Source organism: Treponema sp. R80B11-R83G3 (assembly GCF_054786115.1).
Genome location: NZ_BDHF01000195.1, coordinates 1 through 1561, shown reverse-complemented (window position 1 = coordinate 1561; position 1561 = coordinate 1). Strand labels below are relative to the sequence as shown.

General features: G+C 42.3%; 3 protein-coding genes. 1 reads left to right on the top strand and 2 read right to left on the bottom strand.

Going from position 1 to position 1561, the window contains the following annotated elements; genetic code table 11:
* Both ACYVRH_RS12535 and ACYVRH_RS12530 read right to left on the bottom strand, forming a co-directional pair.
* Positions 1–527 (bottom strand): response regulator (locus ACYVRH_RS12535; RefSeq protein ID WP_461257238.1); only part of this gene is annotated, 527 nt, incomplete at its 3' end.
* A gap of 1 nt (position 528) precedes the next feature.
* Positions 529–669: a hypothetical protein gene (locus tag ACYVRH_RS12530; RefSeq protein WP_461257237.1), complete on the bottom strand. Its 141-nt coding sequence runs from the start codon at positions 667–669 to the stop codon at positions 529–531.
* Between ACYVRH_RS12530 and ACYVRH_RS12525 the strand changes: the two genes are divergently transcribed.
* Positions 668–1561, top strand: an 894-nt coding sequence (locus tag ACYVRH_RS12525; RefSeq protein ID WP_461257236.1) for a sensor histidine kinase, incomplete at its 3' end; no start/stop codon positions are given. The two genes, ACYVRH_RS12530 and ACYVRH_RS12525, sit on opposite strands and share 2 nt — an antisense overlap.

Sequence of the window (1561 nt, the reverse complement as noted above, 5' to 3'; positions counted from 1 at the left end):
GCGTTTAACGGAGAGCGTATTTCATGGCTCATGTGGGACAGGAAGTCGCCCTTGGCTTTGGACGCGTTTTCCGCCTCAAGTTCCGCAGCTTCGCGCAGGCTGATTTCTTTTGTTTTCAACTCAAGAAGGCTCTTGATTTCCATTTTCTGTTCCATAAGGGCGAGATGCGTTTTTATACGCTGTAGCAATAACGGGGCGACAAAAGGTTTGTGAATATAATCGACTGCGCCCAATTTTAATCCCTCTATTTCGCTTTGCGCGTCTCCCATAGCGGTCAGGAATATAACAGGTATTTCTTGGAATTTTTCGTTGCTTTTCAGTTTCTTTATCGCTTCATACCCGTTCATCTCAGGCATTTCCACATCCAACAAGATTATATCCGGATGAAAAAATTCCAACAAGTTAAACATCTTTAATGCGGAAGGGCACGGATACACTTCGTATGTGTCCTTCATTGTGTTTTTAAGCGCGGTCAAGTTTTCGATGTTATCGTCTACTACGATAATTTTTTTCTGTTCACCTGGCATTTTATAATTCCTCCTTTGCAAGCCTGTCGGCTATTTCTTTTAATTCCGATATATCTATTTTTTCTCTAAGCCAGCGGACAGGCGCCCTCGCGCTTGAAACATCCAAACTTAAAACGGTAATTGATTCAATTCCGGATCTCATGTTTTGCAAGGATACGAATTTTAAATACACGCAATGCAACAGATATTTTGAAGAATTTATAGGTGTTAATGAGGAGAATCTTCTGAATAAAACAGACGCGGACGGCGCATGGCTGCTCGCGGAACAGGTGGAAAGGATTCGTAATATAGAAAAGACCGTAATAGAAAATAATCAGTTACAACTCCTTGAAGAAAAAGTCCGCTCCGCTCTTACCGGAAAAGAATCTGTTTTTGAAACGGTTAAAGCTCCGATTTGGCAGAACGGCGTCGTTGTAGGGTTAATCGCCATTATACGCGACATTACCCGCCGCAAAGAAATGGAAGAAGAAGTCCTTGCCGCCTCTAAAGCCAAGTCCGCTTTCCTTGCAAATATGAGCCATGAGCTAAGAACGCCGCTCAATGTGGTTATCGGGCTTACCGATTTAATACTGGAAGAAGAATCCCTTGACGAACACGTTACTGAAAGTTTAACAAAGATAAGCAGCGCGGGCAGCACGTTATTGAGCATAGTAAATGATATTCTGGACTTTTCCAAAATTGAATCCGGCAAACTTTCAATAACGCCGGTTAAGTATTATATGTCCAGCCTGCTTAACGATATTATCACCCTTGTTACAACCCGTCTTGGGGAAAAACCGGTAACGTTCCGGTTAAATATAATTGATGATCTGCCAAGCGAACTGTATGGCGATGATCTGCGGGTAAAACAAATATTAACCAATCTGCTCACTAACGCCGTTAAATACACCAAACAGGGAACCATCGAACTTAAAATACGCTGTACGCATGAAGGTAACAATATATGGATGGACGCTACAGTCAGCGACACCGGCATCGGCATACGTGAAGAGGACATGAAAAACCTGTTCGTTGATTATTATCAGGTTATAAAT